The 19,065-nt window shown below is 56.9% G+C and carries 20 protein-coding genes; 11 read left to right on the top strand and 9 right to left on the bottom strand.

Features of this window, described 5'->3' with window-relative positions:
• Positions 1-3: 3 nt before the first annotated feature.
• From ACYQ8U_RS01545 to ACYQ8U_RS01495, 11 genes are all read left to right on the top strand, one after another.
• On the top strand, positions 4-384 hold the full coding sequence (locus ACYQ8U_RS01545) for a carboxymuconolactone decarboxylase family protein (protein ID WP_459943739.1): 381 nt from the start codon (positions 4-6) through the stop codon (positions 382-384).
• Positions 385-449: 65 nt separating this feature from the next.
• On the top strand, positions 450-1,838 hold the full coding sequence (gene atpD / locus ACYQ8U_RS01540) for a F0F1 ATP synthase subunit beta (RefSeq protein ID WP_459943776.1): 1,389 nt from the start codon (positions 450-452) through the stop codon (positions 1,836-1,838).
• A gap of 2 nt (positions 1,839-1,840) precedes the next feature.
• A complete protein-coding gene (locus ACYQ8U_RS01535; protein WP_459943738.1) occupies positions 1,841-2,254 on the top strand; it encodes a F0F1 ATP synthase subunit delta/epsilon in 414 nt (137 codons plus the stop codon).
• Positions 2,251-2,526 (top strand): AtpZ/AtpI family protein, encoded by a 276-nt coding sequence (locus ACYQ8U_RS01530; RefSeq protein ID WP_459943737.1) that lies wholly within the window; start codon positions 2,251-2,253, stop codon positions 2,524-2,526. Before ACYQ8U_RS01535 ends, ACYQ8U_RS01530 begins: the two co-directional genes overlap by 4 nt.
• A 3-nt stretch (positions 2,527-2,529) precedes the next feature.
• Positions 2,530-3,216, top strand: coding sequence for a F0F1 ATP synthase subunit A (locus ACYQ8U_RS01525; protein ID WP_459943736.1), 687 nt, complete (start codon positions 2,530-2,532; stop codon positions 3,214-3,216).
• A gap of 25 nt (positions 3,217-3,241) precedes the next feature.
• A complete protein-coding gene (locus ACYQ8U_RS01520) occupies positions 3,242-3,511 on the top strand; it encodes an ATP synthase subunit c family protein (protein ID WP_459943735.1) in 270 nt (89 codons plus the stop codon).
• Positions 3,512-3,524: 13 nt separating this feature from the next.
• Positions 3,525-4,274, top strand: coding sequence for a F0F1 ATP synthase subunit delta (locus ACYQ8U_RS01515; protein ID WP_459943734.1), 750 nt, complete (start codon positions 3,525-3,527; stop codon positions 4,272-4,274).
• Complete coding sequence (locus ACYQ8U_RS01510) at positions 4,264-5,775, top strand: F0F1 ATP synthase subunit alpha (RefSeq protein ID WP_459943733.1); 1,512 nt, start codon at positions 4,264-4,266, stop codon at positions 5,773-5,775. The genes ACYQ8U_RS01515 and ACYQ8U_RS01510 overlap by 11 nt, the downstream gene beginning before the upstream one ends.
• On the top strand, positions 5,753-6,598 hold the full coding sequence (locus tag ACYQ8U_RS01505) for a F0F1 ATP synthase subunit gamma (protein WP_459943732.1): 846 nt from the start codon (positions 5,753-5,755) through the stop codon (positions 6,596-6,598). Before ACYQ8U_RS01510 ends, ACYQ8U_RS01505 begins: the two co-directional genes overlap by 23 nt.
• 40 nt (positions 6,599-6,638) lie before the next feature.
• Positions 6,639-9,437, top strand: a complete 2,799-nt coding sequence (locus ACYQ8U_RS01500; protein WP_459943731.1) for a cation-translocating P-type ATPase — start codon at positions 6,639-6,641, stop codon at positions 9,435-9,437.
• A gap of 38 nt (positions 9,438-9,475) precedes the next feature.
• Positions 9,476-9,760 (top strand): hypothetical protein, encoded by a 285-nt coding sequence (locus ACYQ8U_RS01495; protein ID WP_459943730.1) that lies wholly within the window; start codon positions 9,476-9,478, stop codon positions 9,758-9,760.
• 122 nt (positions 9,761-9,882) lie between these two features.
• Here the strand turns inward: ACYQ8U_RS01495 and ACYQ8U_RS01490 are convergent, their stop codons facing one another.
• The 9 genes from ACYQ8U_RS01490 to ACYQ8U_RS01450 all read right to left on the bottom strand — a co-directional run bounded on the left by ACYQ8U_RS01490 (position 9,883) and on the right by ACYQ8U_RS01450 (position 19,065).
• On the bottom strand, positions 9,883-10,734 hold the full coding sequence (locus tag ACYQ8U_RS01490; RefSeq protein WP_459943729.1) for a histidinol-phosphatase: 852 nt from the start codon (positions 10,732-10,734) through the stop codon (positions 9,883-9,885).
• A gap of 27 nt (positions 10,735-10,761) precedes the next feature.
• Positions 10,762-11,172, bottom strand: coding sequence for a nickel-responsive transcriptional regulator NikR (gene nikR, locus ACYQ8U_RS01485; protein WP_459943728.1), 411 nt, complete (start codon positions 11,170-11,172; stop codon positions 10,762-10,764).
• 92 nt (positions 11,173-11,264) lie between these two features.
• On the bottom strand, positions 11,265-12,611 hold the full coding sequence (locus tag ACYQ8U_RS01480) for an MFS transporter (protein ID WP_459943727.1): 1,347 nt from the start codon (positions 12,609-12,611) through the stop codon (positions 11,265-11,267).
• Positions 12,612-12,661: 50 nt separating this feature from the next.
• Complete coding sequence (locus tag ACYQ8U_RS01475) at positions 12,662-13,576, bottom strand: amino acid ABC transporter permease (protein WP_459943726.1); 915 nt, start codon at positions 13,574-13,576, stop codon at positions 12,662-12,664.
• A 26-nt stretch (positions 13,577-13,602) separates the two neighbouring features.
• On the bottom strand, positions 13,603-14,436 hold the full coding sequence (locus tag ACYQ8U_RS01470; protein WP_459943725.1) for a transporter substrate-binding domain-containing protein: 834 nt from the start codon (positions 14,434-14,436) through the stop codon (positions 13,603-13,605).
• Between the two features lie 47 nt (positions 14,437-14,483).
• Positions 14,484-15,296, bottom strand: a complete 813-nt coding sequence (locus ACYQ8U_RS01465; protein ID WP_459943724.1) for an amino acid ABC transporter permease — start codon at positions 15,294-15,296, stop codon at positions 14,484-14,486.
• A gap of 10 nt (positions 15,297-15,306) precedes the next feature.
• Positions 15,307-16,836, bottom strand: a complete 1,530-nt coding sequence (locus tag ACYQ8U_RS01460) for an AMP-binding protein (RefSeq protein WP_459943723.1) — start codon at positions 16,834-16,836, stop codon at positions 15,307-15,309.
• 66 nt (positions 16,837-16,902) lie between these two features.
• Complete coding sequence (locus ACYQ8U_RS01455; RefSeq protein ID WP_459943722.1) at positions 16,903-18,249, bottom strand: DNA recombination protein RmuC; 1,347 nt, start codon at positions 18,247-18,249, stop codon at positions 16,903-16,905.
• A 3-nt stretch (positions 18,250-18,252) separates the two neighbouring features.
• Positions 18,253-19,065: a ZIP family metal transporter gene (locus ACYQ8U_RS01450; protein WP_459943721.1), complete on the bottom strand. Its 813-nt coding sequence runs from the start codon at positions 19,063-19,065 to the stop codon at positions 18,253-18,255.

The raw sequence follows: 19,065 nt of genomic DNA, 5'->3' as shown, positions 1-19,065 counted from the left end.
GATATGAGCGATGATTACCCTGCCTTGCATAAACATCTGCAGCAGTTGTCCGCTAAACTGGCGAAAGAGCTGCGCTCGCCCATGTCGGCCTTTGCCCAGCTCAACGGTGCGGTAACCGCACCGGGCGCGCTCGATGCCAGGACAAAACAGCTCATGGCCCTGGGCATCAGCATCGCCATCCGGTGTGAAGGGTGTATCGCCTACCATGTCCATGACGCCATCCGGGCCGGGGCCACCAGAGAGGAGATAATGGAGACCATAGCCCTGGCCATTATGATGGGAGGCGGCCCGGCGGTGGTCTATGCCTGCAAGGCGCTGGAGGCCTTCGACCAGTTCACCACGTCCGGGCAGGGGTCGTCCGCATCGGCTTCCGAGAAAGCGTGATTGTCGCATGATCTTGATTTGGTCCGAGCCTGCGGCTTTTTTACAAAGGAGCCTTGGTGAAAATAATCCGCCCCACGGAAAAATCCGCGCCAAAAATCGCCATCGGCACCATATCCGAAGTGCATGGACCGGTGGTGGAGGTGTACTGCCGCCGTTTACCGCCGCTGCGTCAGGCTCTGACCACCGAGGTAAACAGTGAGCGCTGTCTGTTTGAGGTGCACCAGCATATCGACCAACATCACATTCGTGCCATCACGCTGCATCAGACCAGTGGCCTGGCCAGGGGCATGCCCGTCTATGACAGCGGGGCGCCTCTGCATGTGCCGGTCAGCCCGGAATGTCTTGGCCGGCTGGTGAACATTTTCGGCGAGCCGCTCGATGGTGGGCCTGTCCTGCCCGCCGAACACTTTCACAATATCCATTCCCGTCCGCCGGGCCTGTACGAATCCCTCGGCACCAGCACCATTCTCGAGACCGGCATCAAGGTAATCGATCTGCTCTGCCCCTTCATCAAGGGGGGGAAAACCGGTCTGTTTGGTGGCGCCGGGGTGGGCAAGACCGTCCTGGTCATGGAATTTATGCACGCCATCGCGGCAATCCACAGCGGCGTCTCGGTCTTTGCCGGGGTTGGCGAACGGATTCGTGAAGGCCATGAGCTCTGGCACGAGATGCGCAAGGCCGGGGTAATGGCCGAGACCTTGATGATGTTCGGCCAGATGGACGAATCGCCGGGGGTGCGTTTCCGGGTCGGGTTGTCGGCGCTGAGCTACGCGGAATATCTGCGTGACGACATGCACAAGGAGGTGCTGTTTGTCATGGACAATGTCTTTCGTTTTGTCCAGGCCGGCAGTGAGATATCCAGTCTGCTCGGGCGCATGCCGGCCACCGTCGGGTATCAGCCGACCCTGCACACGGAGGTCGCCGAACTGGAGGATCGAATCCTTTCGACCCGCCATGGTTCCATCACTTCGGTCCAGGCGGTCTATGTGCCCGCCGATGACATGAGCGACCCGGCGGTAAACGCCATTTTCAATCACCTCGACACCACGGTGATTCTCTCCAGGTCGCAGGCCGCCAAGGGCATCTACCCGGCGGTCGATCCGCTGCATTCGACCAGCAAAATGATGGACCGACAGACCCTTGGCGATGAGCACTACACCATTGCCGAAGGCGTACGTGAGGCAATGGCCCGTTATGCCGAGCTCGAGGATATTATCGCCATGCTCGGGGTTGAGGAACTGTCCGCCCGCGACCGGCAGATCGTCATGCGGGCGCGAAAGCTGCAAAAGTACCTGACCCAGCCGTTCTGGGTGACCGCAGCGTATACCGGCATGGAAGGGCAGTCGGTCGCCCTGGCCGATACCCTGGCCGATTGCCGGGCCTTTCTGCGCGGTGACTACGATGAAGTGCCGGAAGATCGGTGCTATTTCCAGGGCAAGATGAAAAAGAGGTGATAATGCAAAGCTATACCCTGCATCTGCACGACAACCGCAACAGCCTGTGTGTTACTGAGGTCGCCTCTTTTGTCGGTGAAGACGAAAGCGGCCGTTTCGGCATTCTGCCCGGCCATGTCCGGATGATGACCGTGCTGCTCTTTGGACTCGCCCGGTTTCGCCGTTTAGGCGAGGACTCGTGGCAGTACCTGGCCATGCCGGGTGGTGTGCTCTATTTTGTCGACAACACCTTGCACCTGGCCTGCCGGCATTATCTGCTGGATATGAATTACCAGCGTATCTCCCGGCGGCTGGTCGAAGAGCTGCTTGCCGAGGAAGAGCTGCTCGACGAGGTCCGGCTGAGCGTGAAACGGATGGAGGAAGCCCTGTTTAAACGCATGTACGAAATGCAACGCACGGGAGTCACCTGGTCATGACGTATAGAAAGCGGTTGAGCGATGATGTCGAGCGTCAGGTAAAACGGATGAAAAAGGCCGAAAAAGAACGGCCGACCCTGTTCGCCCAGACGATTTTTCTTGGCACTCTTGGCCTGGTGTTTGTTTTGCCGGTTATTGCCGGGGCCTACCTCGGTCGCTGGCTCGACAGCCTGGTTGCCGGGTATTCGGTGCGCTGGACCTTGAGCCTGCTGTTTCTTGGCATCATTGTCGGCGCTGTCAACGTCTATTTGATGATGCGGGAGGATACATGAACGATGGTGGTGAATGATGGCGGTATAGGTGTTGAAAACATCTTCACGCTGGGGGCGATGCATATCAGTGTCAGCCTTGCGACAAGTATCGGCTTGACCATTGTCCTCGGCGGCCTGGGCTGGTTGCTGACCCGTCGTCTCGCGTCATCGCCGGGCGGCAGACAGGTGATCGTCGAGGCGGTAGTCTCGGCTCTGGAAGAGGCCGTCGCCGAAGTGGCCGGCCGACACACCCAGCGTATCATGCCGTTTATTGCCAGTCTCTGGCTCTTTCTGGTCTGTGCCAATCTGCTCGGGCTGGTGCCGGGCCTTGATTCGCCGACCCGTGATTTATCGGTGACGACAGCTCTGGCGGTGCTGGTCTTTTTGTCGGTGCACTGGTTCGGTATCCGTATCCAGGGCCTCCGCCGCTATCTCCACCACTATCTGACGCCAAGCCCGATCCTGCTGCCCTTTCATCTGATAAGCGAGGTCACTCGGACCGTCGCCCTGGCGATACGGTTGTTCGGTAACATGATGAGTCTGGAAATGGCTGCCCTGCTGGTGCTTATGGTGGCTGGTTTTCTCGTACCGGTACCGATATTGATGCTGCATGTCGTCGAGGCGCTGGTGCAGGCGTATATCTTCGGCATGCTGTCCTTGATTTACATTGCCGGAGGGATTCAATCGCAGGAAGCAAGACAGGCGGAATAAGGGCCTGTTGACAAAGGAGCATACCATGTCGGACATGAATCTCATTGTGCTGGCTTCGACGCTGGCGGCGGTGCTGGGCATTGCCATCGGGGTGCAGCTGACGGCCCTGGCCATGGGCAAGGCCATTGTCGGCGCCCTGGAGGCCCTGGCCCGTCAGCCCGAGGCGGAGAAATCGATCATGCGCACCCTGTTCATCGGCCTGGCGATGATCGAATCCCTGGCGATTTATGTGCTGGTGATCGTCCTCATTGTGTTGTTTCGCAATCCTTTATTGGAATATCTCATCGGCCCTTAAGAGGAGAACGATTGTGGAACTGAATTGGACGACGTTTGTTCTGGAAATCGTCAATTTTCTGGTGCTGGTCTGGCTCCTGCAGCGTTTTTTTTATAAACCGGTGAAGGGGGTGATGGAAAAGCGCCGGCAGGACATCGATCTGCAGCTGCTGCAGGCCGAAGAAGGACAGCAGCAGGCGGAGGAATTACGGCGGCAGTATGAAAACCGCTTGGCGGACTGGGAGAATGAGCGGCAGGATGCCCGGCAAAAGCTGCGGCAGGAGATCGATGCCGAACATCAGCGGCTGCTGTCTGAACTGCAGCTGCAGCTTGAAGATGAGCGGAAAAAGAACGACGTCCTGGTGGCACGACAGGCCGAGGAACGGCAGCGGCAGAGCGAGACGCGGGCGCTGGAGCTGGGTGCCCGCTTTGTCGCCAGGCTGCTGGAGGAGCTGGCCTGTGAGGAGATACAGTCACGGCTGATAGAACTGCTCATGGTGGAGCTGAAAGATCTCCATCCGGAGCAGAAGGAGACGCTGGCGGCCATGGCGGAAAATGGCCGGCCGACGGCAGCACAGGTATCGAGTGCCTATCCTCTCGACCAGACACAGCGGGCTGCCCTCAAACGATACCTGGACACGCTTTTGTCTCATCCGCTGCAGTATAGCTGGACGCAGGATGCAAAATTACTTGCCGGGGTGCGCATCACCGTCGGTCCCTGGGTTATTCACGCCAATCTGTACGATGAGTTGAAATCCTTTGCCGCCATCGCCCATGGTTACTGATCCGTGTGACACGAGTCTGCTTGACAGACAGGAAGCCTGGCTGCAGGCCTATCGCTACGGCATGCGTTTTACCGAGCAGGGACAACTGGTCTCGGTCGGCGACGGCATTGTCTGGATCTCCGGCCTGCCATCGGCGCAAATGGACGGCCTGGTGGTCTTTGCCGACGGCAGCCGGGCGATGGTGTTCGATCTGTGTCAGGACAAGCTGGGCGCGGTATTGCTCGACGATACAATGACGCTTACCTCGGGGATGCCGGTCTTTCTCGCCCATGAGCAGCTGCGTGTGCCGTGCGGCGACGCTCTGGCCGGGCGGGTCGTCGATCCGCTGGGTGTTCCTCTGGATGGCCTGGGACGCCTGGAAACCATGAAGTATCGCGCCATCGAACAGAGATCGCCACCGATCATTGCCCGTGATTTTGTGCACAAACCGCTCTATACCGGCATAAAAACCATCGATACCCTGATCCCCATCGGCCATGGGCAGCGCCAGCTGCTGATCGGCGATGAAGGCCTCGGCCGCAGTGCCCTGGCCATCGATACAATCCTCAACCAGCGCGGCGCAGGAGTACAGTGTGTCTATGTGCTGATCGGCCAGAAGCGTTCCACGGTCATCAACACCATCGAGACCCTGCGTCGCTGTTCTGCTCTTGACTACATCACCGTGGTGGTGGCTGAGGCCAGCTCCCTGCCGGGCATGCAGTATCTGGCCCCTTTCTCCGGCTGTGCCGTTGCCGAGGAATGGATGCATGCGGGCAGACAGACCCTGGTGATTTACGATGATTTGAGCACCCACGCCAAGATCTACCGCGAGCTGTCCCTTTTGCTGCGGCGTCCTCCGGGCCGGGAGGCCTATCCGGGCGACATTTTCTCCATCCATGCCCGTCTGCTGGAGCGAAGCACCGCCTTATCAGCCGAGCATGGCGGCGGTTCGATGACCGCGCTGCCCATCGTCGAGACGCAGCAGGGAGAAATTGCCGGCTATATCCCAACCAACCTGATTTCCATTACCGACGGGCAGATCTACCTCGACCAGAACCTGTTCTCTGGCGGTTTTCGGCCTGCCATTGATATTGCCCGGTCGGTATCGCGGATTGGCGGCCAGGCACAGCACGCAAAAATCAAGGCCGAGGCCGGCAGGATGAAGCTCGATTATCTGCAGTTTCTCGAACTTGAGGTGTTCACCCGCTTTGGCACCAGGCTCGAGGCATCGATGGAAAAAGCCATTCATCGCGGCCGGATATTGCGGGAAATTCTCAAACAGGAGCAATTGCATCCACTGCCGGTGGAATTCCACATGGCCTGGCTGGTCGCTTTTAATACCGGGCTGTTTGATCCCGTAGAGGCAGAGCAGCTCCCCGAAATTTTGCAATATGTGCAGCAACAGGTGGAGTTGAGCGCGCTGTGTCTGGAGGATGACCGAGAAAAATGGCTTACAGCCGTCCACCGGTGGCTTGCCGAAAAGGGGGAAACGGGGGAACATGAGCCGGTATCGCCGCGTTGAACTGCACCTGCAGCAATTACAGGAATTGCAGTCGATCATTACTTCGATGAAGACCCTTGCCCAGCTGGAACTGCACAAGCTTGCCGGGGGGATGGCGAGCCAGCGGGCAATGATGACCATGCTCGAGCAGGTAGCCGCTGATTTCCTGATGTTTTTTCCGCATTCCGTGCCGCCCCAGGGCAATGCGCTCTGGCTGGTTTTCGGTTCCGAGCGCAGTTTTTGCGGCAACTTCAATGAATTGCTGGTCAGACGTTTGCTCCATGAATACCCTGTCTGTATCGAACATCCGCAACGGGTGCTGGCGGTAGGGCGCAAACTCTGCGAACGACTTGACGAGGCGCTGCCTGGATATGCCGGGCTGGCAGGTGCGTCCGCCGGGGAGGAGATCCCATCGGTGTTAACCCAGGTGGTCGCCGCAACGCAGAAACAGCTGGTGGCAATCAGTGCTGCTACGTTGTGGGTTCTCTGGCATAACGATGAGCCAAGCAAGATCATTTTCCGACGCTTGCTGCCGCCGGAAGAGGCGTGTCCGCTGCCAAGACGAGGTCATCCGCCGATGCTCTATAGCCAACCGGATCGGTTTTTCAGCGATTTTCTGCAGCACTACCTGCTTCTCGGCCTGACGCAGTTCTGCACGGTTTCCCTGCTGGCGGAGAATCAGTACCGCATCCGCCATCTCGAGGGCGCCGTCCGCCGGCTTGATGAACGATTGGCGACGTTAACTTCACGGGCCAGGACCCTGCGTCAGGAAGAGATTATCGAGGAGATCGAGATAATACTGCTTGGCAGCAGTACCTTTGCCCCCTTGAACCGGAGTGGTTGATGGAAAAAATTATTTCGCGCAACAGCTTTCCTGGAGGAATATGCACCCTCTTCATTCACCTACGCAAGAACCGAAGCCGATATGGCATGCCCTGCCCATCAGCGAACTGCTGACCCTGCTGGTCACCAGTGAGAACGGCCTGACAGGCGCCGAGGTCAACAACCGCCTGGAATACTACGGCAGGAATCGCTTTCCGCAGAAACCGCCGGCCGCCTGGTGGGTGATCCTCCTGCGGCAGTTTATGAGCCCGCTGATTTACATCCTGGCCATCGCCGCTATCGTTTCCGCTGTGGTGCATCCGGATGCCCCGGCCGATGCCCTGTTTATTGTCGCCGTACTCGTCTTGAACGCCGCCATTGGCGGCTACCAGGAGGCCAAGGCCGAGCAAAAAAGCCATGCCCTGCTGCAGCTCCTGCAGATCAAGGCCTCGGTTCTCCGCGATGGCGAAGTACGTGAAGTTGATGCCGACGAGGTGGTACCGGGGGATATCGTCTGGCTGGAATCGGGCAATCGGATTCCGGCAGACATGCGCCTGCTCATGACCCATGGTCTGGAAGTCGACGAGTCGCTGCTGACCGGCGAGTCACTGCCGGTTACCAAAGAGAGCCTGTGGATCGGCGAAGAATCCACCCCGGTGGCCGATCACCGCAACATGGCCTATGCCGGTTCGATAATTATCCATGGCCGGGCCAAGGGAGTGGTCGTGGCAACCGGTCCGGCCACTGTCGTCGGGCAACTGGCTGTTGATGTCATGAGCGCCGAAGGGGGCAAGCCGCCTCTTCTTCTGCGCATGGAAAAATTCACCCGGGTTATTGGCGCCAGCGTCCTCTTTGCTGCAGTGGTGATTGCCGCAGTCGGCATTCTTTTTCGCGGGTATAGTCTCAATGATATGTTTCTGTTCAGCGTCGCGCTGGCGGTTTCCGCCATTCCCGAAGGGCTGCCGGTCGCCCTGACGGTGGCCTTGGCCATCGCTACGACACGCATGGCTCGCCGGGGCGTGATCGTCCGCCGGCTGGCGGCGGTCGAAGGGCTGGGCAGCTGCACCTTGATCGGCAGCGATAAAACCGGCACACTCACCTGCAACGAATTGACGGTGCGCTCCATCTCCCTTCCCGATGGACAGTTTCTCGAGGTCACCGGAGAAGGGTTTATCCCAGACGGAGAAGTGCTGTTTGATGCCCAGGCCGTTGTTGCCGACGCTTGGACCGAGCTGCATGATCTGGCCGTTGCCGCGGTACTGTGCAACGAGGCGGTCCTGCATCAGCGCGATGGTTCGTGGAGCTGGCGTGGCGACCCGACGGATATCGCGCTTCTGGCCATGGCGCACAAGATAGGCGTGTTTCGGGAAACGGCCCTGAGTCGATATCCTCAGGTCAACGAAATACCCTTTGAGCCGGAACGCCGCTATGCGGCCACCTTTCACCAGGATCAGGATCAAGGGGCAGGGTGTCTGTTTGTCAAGGGCGCTCCCGAGCGGGTACTGGCAATGTGTGATTTTCCCGGACAAGCGGCCGCGGCACGCAAGCTGCGGGCTCGTGCCGCATCCCTGGCCGATCAGGGTTTCAGGGTACTGGCCCTGGCCAAGGGGCTGGTGGAAGAAGACTTTGACGCCTCGCAGGCGCCGCCGGAACCGGAAGGGCTGGTTTTTCTAGGCTTTGTCGGGATGATTGATCCACTCCGCCCAGGGGTGCAAAAAGCTGTTGCCGAGTGCCGTTTAGCCGGGATTACCGTGAATATGATTACCGGCGATCATCCTGGTACGGCTTTTGCGATTGCCCGCGACCTGGGCTTTGCCCATCGGCCGGAGCAGGTAATTACCGGGCGCGAACTGGAGGAGATGGCACCGGAGCAACTGGCCGAAGCCGTACAGCACGGGCGCGTCTTTGCCCGGGTGACGCCGCGGCAAAAGCTCGAACTGGTCGAGGCGGCCCGGAACATCGGTCATTACGTGGCGGTGACCGGCGACGGTGTCAACGACGCACCTGCTCTGCGGCAGGCCAACATTGGTGTCGCCATGGGAATGTCGGGCACCGATGTCGCGCGGGAGGCGGCGGATCTGGTGATTACCGATGACAATTTTGCCACCATCGTCGCCGGTATCGAAGAAGGGCGTATCGCCTACGATAACGTCCGTAAAGTGATCTACCTGCTTGTTTCCACCGGGGCTGCGGAAGTGATTTTACTTGGGCTGGTCGTTATGACCGGCTGGCCGCGCATCCACGCCGACCAGGCGCTGCTCCCTCTGCTTCCTGCCCAGTTGCTCTGGTTGAACCTGGTGACCAACGGGATTCAGGATGTCGCGCTGGCCTTTGAGCCTGGCGAGGCCGGGGTTTTGCAGCGACCGCCGCGACCAACCCGGGAACGTGTTTTCAATCGTTTGATGATTGAACGGACCATCGTCGCCGCTCTGGTCATCGCCGGGGTCAGTTTTGCCGCCTTTTTCTGGATGATCGAAATCGGTGGCTGGTCCGAAGGACAGGCTCGCAACGGTCTGCTGATGCTCATGGTACTGTTTGAGATTATTCATATCGGTAACTGTCGCTCGGAAACCACCTCGGGCCTGCGACTTTCGCCATTAAAAAGCCCCATCCTTCTGGTCGGTACGGTTCTGGCGTTTCTTGTGCACATGATCGCCATGCATATCCCCTTCATGCAGAATATATTAGGTATTGAACCTATCAATTTTGTAACTTTTGCCGCACTGCTCGGGCTTGCTCTGACTATCTTTGCGGCCATGGAGATGCACAAGTGGTGGTGGAACATTCGCCACAAGAACGAGAAAAAAAATGACCCGGCCTATGACCTTGCTTGTTGTTCTGCTTCTTCGGCGATATTATAGCAGGTAAGCAGATGAAGAGTTTCTATAAGGAGTGCACTATGACGAAACGATTATTGGCAGTGTTTGCCTCGGCCGCTGTTCTTTCGCTCTTTGCCACCGGTATTTCGCTGGCTGCCGCCGGGGATCAGGGCCAGGGCCGGCAGCTCATGACCCAGCAGGAGCGTAACGAATTTCAGTCAAGAATGCGTTCAGCGAAAACCCCGGAGGAGCAAGAGCAAATTCGACGGGAAAACCACCAACTCATGCGCGAACGTTCCAAAACGCAGGGTGGTGGTGGGAAGGGCAGTGGAAAAGGATCAGGAGGCGGGAAAAAGGGGAAGTAATGGTTCTGGTGGATGGCTCTGGTGATCGCGATAAAGTATTGCTGCCTATTCCGTCTCCTCTACCCCCAAGGGCACTTCCTTCAGGCGAACAACGAAGCAGATGACGAATATTTACGACGCCATCAATAGTGCAGCAGCTGCGGCTCCCGCCAGGCAGTATCGCCGCCCAGTTCGCAAAGTATGGCGATAGCCTTCTCCATATTGGCGCCGACGGAGGCCAGGCCGTGGGAATCGTCTCCAGGGACGACGGCGATGCCCATGGCCAGCGTCATTTCCAGAATCACCCGGGAAATGTACGGTTCGTCCGCCCCTTTCAGTAGCGAGCGAAGGTTGAAATCCATGATCAGATCCAGCTCGCGGATGAGCTGGAGATTTCTTTTGATCCGCGCCATGATCTCCGGCTGGAGAAGTCTTTGCTTATAACCTGGGTCAAAAATTCGGATCAGGTCGAAATGGCCGACGACCGCCGGCCGCAGCAGCTTGATCATCTGGTACTGCGCGTCAAAGTAGTTGCAGTACAGCTGATCTATGCCGCCTGTGGCGGCAACCGTTTTGTCGTACTGCTCCTGGGAATAGTCAAAGCCCATATCGTTGACGAAATGGACGGAACCAACGATATAATCCGGCTGAAACCTGTTGATCAGCGACGGAATAAACGCTTCATAGCCGCTGTAGGTTTCAATCTCCATGGCCGCAAAGATACGGATTTCCGAGCGATATTTCTTCTGCAGCCGACGGCATTCCCGCATATAGTCGGCAAAACGATCAAAGAGAAAATCCGGCGTCAGGCCGGCCGCTCTCTGATCAGGATACAGCAATGCATCGCTGATAGCCGGGGAGTGTTCGGTGATGCCGACCCAGGGGAATTGCTTGGTGATATATAACTGGATAATTTCTTCCAGCGAATCGGTGGCATGGTGGCAGAACTGGCCGCTATGGCCACCATGCACGGAGACAAATGAGGTCTTTTTCATGAGAATTTTTACGATGTCATCGAGGAGTTAATGCAAGGATTTACCGGTGCTGGACATGGCCAGGTTGCCGTTCCGGACACCTCGGAGGGAGGTGAGCCGGTCCGACAGCTCCTGCACTTCTTTGGCCTTACCCCGGACGATGATGACTTCCAGGCAGTTGTCATGGTCCATATGCACGTGGGTGGTGGAGACGATATGATGGTGATAGTCGTGTTGCACCAGGGTAACTTTCTCCTGCAGCTTGTGCTGGTGATGATCATAGACCAGGCTGATGACGCCCATGACCTGTTTGTCGGCTTGCCACTCTTCCTTGATGAAGGCCTTGCGGATCAGATCCCGGATAGCTTCCGAGCGGTTGCTGTAACTGTGCGTCTTGATGTGCTCATCGAAAATATCCAGCAGCTTTTCTTCAAGTGATATAGAAAATCTCTTTAACATGAAAATCACCTCCCCAGGTGGTCACAGTTGTCATGGTCCCCACTATAAATGCTCGTGGTGTTCTATGCAAGCGCATTGACACCCCTCTAGATTCATTTGGCCGATCGGCCTCGCAGCCGCAGCAGGCAGTAGAGCATGGTCAAGCCAAGGCAGATGATGGTATACCAGGGAAACCAGGAGATGGCTCGAACAAAGGCCAGGTTCTCTATGGCCGAGGGTGACCATGTCGGATATAGCGCTGTCGCGGCCGTTCGCTGGTGGGTGATGAGCAGGGCAAAGAGAAAGCCGATCAGGCCATAGGCGAGATTGAAGGCCATCCCCTTGAAACTGAGCACGGTCGCCCGCTGGTGCGATGCAGTTATGTGATTGAGATAGTGGCTGGTGAAAAAGGAGACAAACATCATCGCGACAAAGATCAGGGCCATGGGCAGCAGCCCCCAGTAAGGGAAAAAGCCGGTAAGGCCGAACAGCCCGACGAGACTGATGGCCGCCACCCAGAGCATGTTGGTGGTCGGCGAATTTTTTTCAACCATGTATTCGGCAATTTTCGGGGCGAGCAGGCCAAGCAGGGCTATGGCTGAACCGATCACCCCGAAACTGGCCTCCGGCAGATCTATCTGCCGATAGTACTGGCTGTTCATGGTGACGATCATGCGCAGAATATGGTCGTAACACATGCCGAAGAGGATGATGGCCATGGCAAACGGCGTCCTGGCGATCCATGCGCCGGCCTGCCAGGTCATCTTCAGTGCGGCCAGGGTTCGAAAATTGATGCCATTGGTGTCCTCTTTCTTTTTTTCCTCCATCCTGAAGGCGGTAATGGTCGCAAGTATGGCCAGAACAAGGGTCAGGTAGACTGGAAAGCGCATGGTTGTCTGCTGGTCGACAATAAGTGAGCTGCCGAGCCAGGCGAGCAGCTGGTTGACCATGTTCGGATCGTAGATGAGCGCCCCGGTGGTCATGGTGACAATCGTGCCGATGGAGCGCAGGCGCATCTGCAGGCTGAGCACCTTCGGCCAGTCGTCGGGGTTGCCCTCTGCGGCCAGGGTGTCGTAGGCAATTGCCTCGTCGGCCCCGCTGGCCATGGCCTCGGCCAGACCGCTGAGGACGCGGTTGATGAGAAAGACCAGAAAAATAAGGCTGCTGTTGCCTAACGGAACAAAGGCCAGCAGCGACATCTCCACCACCATGAGCAGGGAGGTTGCCACCAGCAGGTATTTTCTGCCGAGAATATCCGCCAGGGCGCCGGAGGGGACCTCGGCACAGACAATGGTAATCGCCCAGACGGTATTGAGCAGGGCGAACTGTTCAATGGTCAGGCCGAAATCGAGGAAGAGAATGGTGAAGACCGGGTAGTAAAAACGGGCATTGAAGAAGATCCGGAAGGCGATAAACAGGCGGATATTGCTGATCGAAAAAGGCGAAGCTGCGGCTGGCATGATATGTCCTTACAAGAAAAATCCCCGGGTCACGTTCACATTACGGCATATTACGGCATATACTGACGACTGGGAAGCACCGTCCGGTCGGAACGGCCCAGGTGTATCTCTATTCTTCTGACCACCAGCGAAAGGGTCAGACAGAGGAGGAGATACATAAAAGAAATAGTCAGCCAGACCTCAATAGTTGCCTGGGTCGAGGCCATCACCTGCAGGCCCTGGAAGGTCAGTTCCTGGATGGAAATTATCGAGACAATCGATGACCATTTGATGGTATTGATGAATTCGTTGGCCAGCGGCGGCAGCATGATGCGTATGGCCTGGGGCAGGACGACCAGACGCATCATCTTCCATCGGGTCAGGCCGAGGGCCATGCCTGCTTCCCATTGTCCGGTATCGATGGCCTGGATTCCGGCCCGGGCGATTTCGGCAATATAGGCACCCTGGAAAAGAGCCAGGGTGAGCACGCCTGACAGAAAAGGGGTGATCAACCCTGGTTCGGCAAGAATGACGGCGAGAAATTGCTGCACGCCGTCCGGACTTGCCCGGAACATATCTTCGATGCCGAGAAAGGTGAGCAGCTGGTCGCTGACAAAGTAATAAAAGATAAACACCAGCACCAGTGGCGGGGTATTGCGGATCGCCTCGATATAGGTCCTGCCGATCAAGCGGAAAAAAAGCCGGGGGGAGACGCGCATCAGGCCGATGGTAAAACCGAGCAGCGCGGCCAGCAGGGTCGCCCAGATGCTGATTTTGATGGTGGTGAGGAACCCCTCGAGGAGAATATTTGCCGTCCAGCGCTGTTTCTCCGCGTCAAAACGAACAAGGTAGGTCGGAATAATCTCCCAGTTCCATTTGTAGTTAAGCGAGTAGAACAGCCGATACCAGATGTAGGCGAAGAAACCAATGATGGCCAGGAGGATGACGCCGTCGAGAAGGGTGACTGCTGGTTTCTTCGCTTGCATGGAAAAAGTCGGATTAAGAGTTCAGCCTATTCGACCTGGCTTTGCCAGTCTTTGCCGCCAAACCAGTAATTGTGCCGTTCTTCCAGCCAGCCTTCAAGGGTGGCCACGGTGATCCAGCTGTTAAAGAAGGCGAGAGTATCCGGGTCGCCCTTTCGCATGGCAAAGCCAATCGGCTCCTTGGTAAAGGTGCCCTGGATTGGCAGAAAGAGGGTGTCGCTGTAATCGACCGCCTCATAGGCCGGCCGTGGCGCATTACCTACCACCGCATGGACATTGCCGTTGCGCAGTTCCTGGTAGGCCTGGGGCTCGGTATCAAACATCCGCAGTTTGGCCTGGGGCAGGAATTTCTTGGCGGCGGCAGCCGCGGTGGTCCCCAGTTTTACGGCAATCTGTACCTCCGGTTTGTTGAAGTCCTCAAGAGAGTCAAAACCGGCGGCGAGCTTTTTGTGGGCGACAATACCCATCCCTGCGTAGTCGTAGGGCTGGGTGAAGTTGACCTGCAGGGCGCGCTGCGGCGTGATGCCCATCCCGCCGATAATGACATCGAATTTCCCGGTCAGCAGCGCCGGAATAATCCCCGACCAGGCGGTGGGCAGGAATTCAACCTTAACGCCCATATCTTCGGCCAGGCGAGTGGCCACATCGATTTCAAAACCGATCAGCTTGCCGTTTTTATCCTTCATCGCCCAGGGCTGGAAGATATCCATGCCGACTTTCAGAACCCCTCTTTTTTTAACGGTTTCGATGGTGCTGGCCGCGGAAATCTCCTGCTGCATGGTTGCCGCATGGCTGAAACCGGTGATGCACAGCAGCAGGAGGGCGAATGTGGTCAGGCGGAGGATACGGTGGTGTGTTTTCATGTCAGTCTCCTTGTACGTTAGGAATAAAGTAGTATGAACCATACATCTCACGGTAAACTAAGACGTTTTTCCATTATGCCAACAACTACCGACAAAAATAATGTAATGCACAGATACATGGCCGCTACGGTAAACCAGATCTCAAAGGTCAGGTAGGACTCGGCGATCAGGGCCTGGCCCTGCATGGTCAGATCGTAAATGGCAATGGTGCTGACCAGGGCCGAATCTTTCACCAGCGAGATGGCCTGGCTGGTCAGCGGCGGCAGCACCGTCCGGATGGCTTGTGGAATGATGATATGGCGATAGGTGGCAAAGGTGCTCAGACCCAGGCTGTCGGCCGCCTCGATCTGCCCCCGGTCAACCGACTGGATCCCGGAACGGAAAATTTCCGAGGCGTAGGCGCCTTCGAAAAGACTGAGGGCGACGATGGCGGCGGTCATCCGATCCAGGTCAAGCATCGGACCAAGGACGAAATAGATGAAAAATATCTGGATAAGCAGCGGGGTGTTTCTGCTTGTTTCAAGATAGATGATCGCCAGCCCCCTGGCGACAAAGGAGGTGGACAGACGAAACAGTGCGGTCAGCAGGCCGATAGCCAGGGCCAGCAACAGGCTGATCAGCGAGATCCGCAGGGTAATCAGCAGCCCTTCGACTAACGGGCCGGCGACGATGCCCGACTCGGTCATCGAAAACAGGTAGCGGGGAATCTGGTACCATTGCCAGTTATAGCCGATGTTGTCGGCACTGTGCACCGCCAGCCAGCCAAGGACGGCAATGAGCCCAGTAAACTGGAAAACATCAAAAAGCGGGCTGCGAAAAAACGTTCGCAGTGCATTGTCATTTTTTTCGGCAGAGAACATAATTGATTGATTAGGCGATATCCTTCCGTGTCAGCTGCTCCCTGGCCATTTCCGAGATGGTTCTAAAATCAATTTTACCGCTGCCCATTTTCGGCAGTGTCTCCCAGACGAGAAAAATTTTCGGCAGGGCGATAGCGGGAAGGTGTCTGGCCATCTGTTTCAGAACGGTTTTTTCATCCAGCGGCGTGGTGACCACCGCGACGATTCGCGCCCCTTTTATCGAATCGGGGATCTCCACGACACAGCAATAGCTGTCTTCGGGGAGAAACTTTTCCAGTATATCCTCGATCTTTACCAGAGAAACCATTTCTCCGCCGATTTTAACAAATCTCTTTAACCGGCCGACATGCCACAGATAGCCGTCTTCGTCCAGATTTCCCATATCCCCGGAATCATACCAGCCGCGGCGGATGTGCAGGGAGGTCTGTTCGAAGTCATTGAAATATCCCTTCATGACGCTGTCGCCTTTGACCAGGATCCGGCCATCCTCACCAAGGGCGCATTCCTCGCCGGTCTGGTAATTCTCGATACGTATCTGGATACCGGGAATAGGTTTGCCGACACTGCCCGGCCGGTTGAATTCCGGGGTGTTGGTCGAGATGACCGGCGAGCATTCCGTAGCGCCATACCCTTCGTAGACGGTAATATTGTGTTTGGTTTTGAAACCTTCCCGGAGCGCCTCGGGGCACTTGTCCGCTCCGGTCAGGGCGATACGCAGCGAATCAAAATCGCCTTTCTCGGATTTTCGCAGATATCCCCAGAAAAAAGACGGCGTGCCGACCAGGAAGGTTGCCTTATGGTCGCGGACGATGGTGCATACCTTCTTGAAGTCGAGCGGATTGGCGTAGGTGAGCATGGTCATGCCATGGTATATCGGCAGCCAGAGGTTGACGGTGAGGCCGAAGACATGGAAAAACGGTAGGGTACACATGAACACATCATCGCTGCGAAAATCGAAAATCGGCGAAACCGAGGCGATATTGGAGAGAATGTTTTTATGGGTCAGCTGTACCGCCTTCGGATCTTTTTCACTGCCGCTGGTAAACAGGATAACCGCCGTGTCGTCTTCGTCACCGCCATGAACAAGCTTTTTCAGCAGTGCTGCCGGAAGGGCCGCGGTGATGGCGGCCCGCACTTTCATGGCGGTGGTGATCGAGGCCATGATGTCTTCGATATAGACCATGCCGGCGACATGGGGGCATTCTATTTTTTCCAGCAGGGCCTTCGAGGTAATGATCGTCTTGAAATCACACTTCCTCTGGGCATATCCGGCATTCTGTTCCGCCCCGGTGGAGTAGTTGATCATCACCGGAATACGCCCGCTCATCAATACGGCAATTTTGCTGAGAACGCAGCCGGCCGAGGTCGGTATCATGATACCGATAAACCCCTTATCCAGTCGCGAAAAAAAACGGCAGAGAATGAGACAGGCGATAAGCGCTCTGGAGTAGCTGAGTTCCCGGTTGGTGGAGAAATCGTGCATGGCCAGCTTGTTGCCAAACCGTTTGGCGATGTCGATAAATTGATGATGTAACAGCACCGGCGTCTCCTGTTGTGAAGGTTGATGTGCAGGTTGATGGTCTGGTGTCCGCCGCGAGAGATGCGCTTAGTTTTTCAGTTCAAGTTCAGCTATATCGGTTATCGAAGAGGGCATATCTTTTTTCACCTGAACGCCCAATTCCTTCAACTGTTCGGCCTGGGCAATCAGGTTGCCCCGGCCCTGGGTCAGCTTGAGCAGTGCACCGTCGTAGGTGCTGTGGCAGGTGGCCAGCTGCTTGCCGATTTTTTCCATCTCTTCCATAAAGCCGCGAAATTTATCATACATGATACCGGCCCGTCTGGCGATCTCCAGGGAATTCTTGCTCTGATGTTCAAATTGCCAGATATTTTCCACCGTGCGCAGGGTGGCGAGCAGGGTTGTCGGCGTTACTATAATGATGTTTTTGCTGAGCGCCTCGCCGAAAAGATTGTCATCCTGCTCGAAGACGGTGGAAAAAGCCGCCTCGATGGGCATGAACATCAGGACGAAATCCAGCGAGTGTATGCCGCTCAGCTCGGCGTAATTTTTTTTACTCAGGCTGTTGATATGTTCGCGAACGGCCTGCAGCAGGGTGGTGAGATGGGTGGCACGCCGGTCTGCGTCGTCACTGTTGACATATCTCTCCCAGCTGATCAGGGAGACCTTGGAATCGATAATGATATCTTTGCCTTCCGGGAGATGCACCAGCACGTCCGGTTTTAATAACCGATTATTGTTATCCCGAAAGCCGCCCTGGGTGTCGTATTCGAGGCCGCGGCGCAGGCCGGACCGCTCGAGGACCCGTTCCAGCACCAGCTCGCCCCAGTTACCCTGCGCCTTCGTGTCGCTTTTCAGGGCCCTGGTCAGGTTGATCGCCTCCTGGTTGATCTGCTGGTTGAGGTCGCGCAGCTGGACGATCTCATTTTTCAGGGAGAACCTTTCGCGGCTGTCATGTCGGTAGATTTCGGTAATTTCCTGCTTGAGCGCGGTGAGCTGGCTGTTAAACGGCTGCAGGATCGCGTCCAGCTTATCCCGGTTCAGTTCGCTGAATCTGACACTTTTTTCGTCGAAGATCTGCTGGGCCAGACCGGCGAACTGCAGGCGCAGTTCTTCCCTGGCATCTTCGAGCAGCTGCAGTTTTTCGGCACCATGTTTGCGTTCATTGTCGAGCAGCGTCGTCAGCCGGGCCTCCCTGATGGCCTGGCTGTTGCTCCTGGCCTGGGTGTCGGCGATGGTTTTTTCCGCCGCCGTCAGCCTCTCCTTATATGCACAGTGCTGCGCCTGTAATGCGCCACGTTTGACCAGCAGCAGGAAGCAGACACACAACAACAGCAACGAGGTGCAGAACAGCAGCAGGACCAGAGCCGGCACGGAGATATCCGGTGGCAGGAAACCCTGGAGAAAAAGGACGAATGCCAGGGAAAAGTCATTCATATATCACCCAAGCGCCACATCGAGGGTCATCATGATGGCAAATCCCAGCATAACGCCGATGGTCGGGATATCGGAATGCCGCGCGGCCTGTGACTCGGGAATCAGTTCTTCGGCGACGACGTAGATCATCGCCCCGGCGGCAAAGGACAGGGCGTAGGGCAGAATCGGCTGCATGGTGATCACCGCGACCGCGCCGAGAACCCCGGCGATCGGCTCGACGATCCCGGAGGCCTGGCCGCAGAGAAAGCTTTTCGTGCGCGACATGCCCTCCCGGCGCAGCGGTACGGAGACAGCGGCGCCTTCCGGAAAATTCTGGATGCCGATACCGATGGCCAGGGCAACCGCCGCGCCGATCGAGGCAGCAGGATGCCCGGCCGCCGCGGCCCCGAAGGCGACGCCTACCGCCAGTCCTTCCGGGATATTGTGCAGGGTTATGGCCAGAACCAGCAGGACCGAGCGCTGCCAGCCGGTTTTAATTCCCTCTGCCTCTTTGGGCGGAAAACCAGGATGCAGATGCGGCAGAAGCTTGTCGGCGCACCAGAGAAACAGCCCGCCGCTCAAAAATCCGATGAGGGACGCCAGCCAGGCGATGCCGCCTCTGGATTCGACCATTGCAATGGCCGGGGCAAGCAGGGACCAGAAACTGGCGGCAATCATCACCCCGGCGGCAAAGCCGAGCATGCCGTCCATGATCTTTCGCTCGATTCTCTTAAAGAAAAAGACCAGTCCCGCGCCCAGGGCGGTCAAAAACCAGGTAAAGCAGGTGCCCATCAGGGCCTGGGTGATCGGTGTAAATTGACGAAACCACTCTTCCAT

This window comes from Desulfocastanea catecholica (assembly GCF_054657295.1).
This window is presented reverse-complemented; position numbering and strand designations above follow the sequence as displayed.